The organism is Massilistercora timonensis, from assembly GCF_048354975.1.
Lineage (GTDB): Bacteria > Bacillota > Clostridia > Lachnospirales > Lachnospiraceae > Massilistercora > Massilistercora timonensis.
In genome coordinates, this window is record NZ_DBGCJQ010000079.1 from 1 (window position 1) to 4,095 (window position 4,095).

At 50.1% G+C, this 4,095-nt stretch carries 2 protein-coding genes and 1 pseudogene; all 3 read left to right on the top strand.

From position 1 onward, the window contains the following. Positions 1-430: pseudogene (locus ACML7B_RS07530) on the top strand (hypothetical protein); the annotation flags it as partial. A gap of 83 nt (positions 431-513) precedes the next feature. Further along, on the top strand, positions 514-2,778 hold the full coding sequence (locus ACML7B_RS07535; RefSeq protein WP_418540338.1) for an EAL domain-containing protein: 2,265 nt from the start codon (positions 514-516) through the stop codon (positions 2,776-2,778). Positions 2,779-2,793: 15 nt separating this feature from the next. Next, on the top strand, positions 2,794-4,095 hold a 1,302-nt coding region (locus tag ACML7B_RS07540), incomplete at its 3' end, for a diguanylate cyclase domain-containing protein (RefSeq protein ID WP_418540341.1).

The window sequence follows — 4,095 nt, forward strand, 5'->3', positions numbered from 1 at the left end:
GGCTAACGGCTGGCGTTATGCGGATACCACACAGGAGAAAAAGGAGAAGGAGGAAGCGGCCCGGGAAGAATTAAAGGAGATTGGTTCCTGCTATATGGACCGGGCGGACGAGAACTGGTATTTCTATCTGAATGAAGAAGAGGGCTGGCGGCTGCGGGTTCTTGACGCGGCTGCGGGAAGCCGGTACTATGTGATGGATCATACGAAGGACGGGGGAGCGTCCTTTCAGAAGGTAGAGCTTCCCTGGGACCAGGTGACGGATATACCGGATGATGTGGCGGGATATGGCTATCTGTTTCTGCCGGAGGAAACAGGAACAGGACTTAAGGTTACGGCGGCCAAAGACAGTTCCGGACAGAGCATGCATCTGATCTTCTCCTCGGAAGACCAGGGAAGAACATGGAATTATGAAGGAGCAGAGGAAGGCTAAAAATCTCAGTGGTTTTTTGGCCGGATTCATGGTAGCATATAGCTAGCTATTTTGTGGTTTTCTGTGACAGAAGGAGAAACGTTATGGATGAACGTTCTTTACGGAGACGGATAAGACGGATCACTGTTATTGTGGCGCTGGTCAGCGCCGGGATCCTGGCAGCCGGAGCGGTGGCTTCCTACTATCTGAGAAATATTCTGGAGACGGCGTTGACAGAACATATGGAGAGTGAAGCCGAACAGTATAAGATCAATATCCAGCGGCAGATGGATGCAGATTTTCAGACGCTGGACACGCTGGCCAGTTTCCTGCAGTACAGCAAGATGAGTACGGATGCTTTTGTGCAGGGCTTTCTGTTGTCTAAAGAAAATAATGAATTTGAACATATGGGATTTTTTGGCAAGGGCAACACGGACATCAATGTGACCATTGATTCAGATATCATGAAAGATGTTTCCCTGGACATGATGAATGATGAAGTACAGGAGGTAGTGAGGCAGGCATGGGAAGGCCAGAGCGGCGTATCCAGGATCTATGAGGTGGACGGCGTGGATATGTTTACTTACGCCGTGCCGGTCTATCGGGGAGAGGAACCGGTAGGGGCGCTGATCGCCGCAGTGGGTACCGGAGCGTTTGAGAAAGTGCTGCAGGATCACTCTATCCTTGAGGGAGAAGGATATATTCACATGATCTCGGACAGCGGAAAACTCCTGGTTCGCGCGAAGGACCGGGTCGTCCGGGAGGAACTGGAGACTATATATGACAACGGCTATTTTATGCCGGAAGAACAGGAGAAGATCGAGGAGGCTATGGTGGCGGGGGAAACCTGTTTCTCTGAGTTTACCTACGAAGGCGTGACGTATCAGGTATTTCTGGATCCCATCAATGTGAACGGCTGGTATCTGTTCTGTGTTCAGACCGCCCAGGGTGTCAGCAGCACGATCTATCACCTTATGACCAATACCAGGATCATGACAATGGTGGTGCTCTTTCTGATCCTGGTGGTGATCGCTTATGGCTATGGGCTTATTTATCAGGGGAACAAGCGGCTGATCCGTACGATCTATTACGATCCGCTTACCGGCGCATACAACATGGTGCGATTTGAGTACAATGTGACTCCGGTGATCCAAAGTACATATAACTACAGCCTGGCGGCGATGAATATCCGGCAGTTTAAGTTTATCAATGAGATCTTTGGTTCCCGGACGGCGGATATGCTGCTTTGCTATATTAAGAAGGTACTTGCGGCAAATATCCGGGAGGGCGAATATTATTGCCGCAGTTCGGAAGATATGTTTTACCTTCTTCTGAGGGATACAGAGCGGGACAAGATCCGGGAGCGGCTGGAGAAGATGATTCGGGAGATCAGCCGGTATGGATTTGATATCCGGCGGGATTATCAGATTATGCTCTACTGTGGCGTAGTGATCGGGACAGATGTGCGGGATGAAGATCCGTCGGTACAGAAGGCGCTGACCCATGTCCGGTTCGCGCTGGATACGGCCCGGTCTTCTCTGAAGAAAAGCATCTGGTTTTATGATACCAGCCTTCATAAAAGCGAGATCCTGGAGAATTATGTGGAAAGTCATATGAATCAGGCGCTGGAGAACCAAGAGTTTAAGATGTATCTGCAGCCTAAGATCGATCTTGGGACAGGCAGAGTAGGAAGCGCGGAGGCGTTGGTTCGCTGGATTCCAGAAGAGGGAGATATGATCTATCCGGGGCAGTTTATTCCGATATTTGAGAAGAACGGGTTCTGCTCTAACCTGGATCTCTATATGGTAGAGCAGGTATGCCGTCAGATCCGGGCCTGGATCGACGAAGGGACAACGCCGGTTCCACTGTCGGTAAATCAGTCAAAGTTGTTGTTCTATGAAGTAGACTACATTGATAAAATGAAGGGACTGCTGGAAAAATATCAGGTTCCAGGGAATCTGATCACTCTGGAGATCCTGGAAGGGCTGGCTATGGGGAATATCGATGAACTGAATGAGAAGATCCTGCGGCTTAAGGAGCTGGGATTCCGGATATCCATGGATGATTTTGGCAGTGGGTATTCATCGCTGAATACGATGGCCAGTCTGAAGATTGATGAAGTGAAGTTCGACCGGGAATTCCTTTTGCGGCTGCAGGAGAGGGGAATGGACTATGACCGGCAGGTGGTGATCATGAGCGAGATCGTGGAATTGACGAAGAAGCTGAAGATCAGCACTGTGGTAGAAGGAGTAGAGACGCAGGAAAACGAAGATCTGATCAAAAAGCTTGGCTGTGGGTATGGACAGGGTTATTATTACAGCAGGCCAGTAAGCGTGGAAGAGTTTTCAGAGAAGTATGTGGATCAGTAAGGAGGAATGATGTCCATGGAGAAAACGGTTAAGCCGTGGAAGATGTATTCTGTGCTGGAGCATTTTTTCCATACTTATCTGACAGAGCGGGACGTGGAGAAAACACTGGCTCTGGTGACAGATGATATCTACAGTCTTGGAACGGGCGAAGAAGAGGTGGCGGTCAACAAGGAGCAGTTTGAAAAACTGCTCCGGCAGGAGATCCGGATTTTGCCCGGGCCGATCGCTTATAAGATTCTGGATTACTCGGAGAAACAGACAGGAGAAGGGTGCTGGCAATGCTTCTGCCGGATGGAGACGATGATTGTCCAGGAAGGCGAGGAGATGGCTTATTATCTGACCCGCCTGACGGCGGTTTTCCGGAAGGATAACGGAAGTTATCTGGCGGAGGTCCTTCATATGTCTGAGGCCAGCAGATCTCAGGAGAAGGAGGAGTATTTCCCGCTTCGGTTCATTTCAGAGCGGGCCTGTGAACAGGGGGGACTGGCACAGCGGGAACTGCTGGATATCCTCTGTCAGATGATGCCAAGCGGGATCATCGGAGGTTATATAGAGAAAGATTTTCCGCTGTATGTAGTCAACGATGCGATGCTGGAAATATTGGGTTACACGTATGAAGAATTCATGGAGGCTACGGACGGCAAAGTGGTCAATTCTTTCTGTGAAGAGGACGCGGAACGGGTCTGCGAATATGTATTCCAGAAGATGAGAGAAGGAAAAGAATACGCCATTGAATACCGGGTAAAGAAAAAGGACGGAAGTTATCTGTGGGTTCACGATGTGGGCAGGAAGATCGTCGCGGATGACGGACGGGACGCGATCATCAGCGTATTGATCGATATTTCCAAAGATGTGCAGCATCGGATGAAGCTTATGGAAGAGACGGCCCGGGATTATCTGACGGATGTCTATAACCGGAAGGGCGGAAGCAGTTTGATCGGGGCCAAGATGAGAACCGCTATGCCTTATGTTTTCCTGATGATGGACCTGGATAATTTCAAACGGGTGAATGATCATTATGGTCACGATGAGGGAGACCGTATGCTCCGGTATGTGGGGACGCTTCTGAAAGAAACTTTCCGGCAGACGGATATTGTGATGCGCCTGGGCGGAGATGAATTTGCCGTACTGGCATGTCCCTGCTCAGATAGGAAGGCCCTGCAGAAGAAGGCCGAGGCGGTGATCCGGCACTATGAGGACAGAGCTGGGGAGCAGTATCCCAAGAGCCGTACCTCCATATCTATAGGAGGGATCTACAGCGGTACACCCAGAACATTTCTGGAGCTCTACCGGCTTACCGATGACGTGCTGTATGAG

What these genes read in the sequence shown, in the direction of transcription:
- ACML7B_RS07535 (WP_418540338.1), top strand. Translation starts at nt 514, where the DNA reads ATGGATGAACGTTCTTTACGGAGACGGATAAGACGGATCACTGTTATT.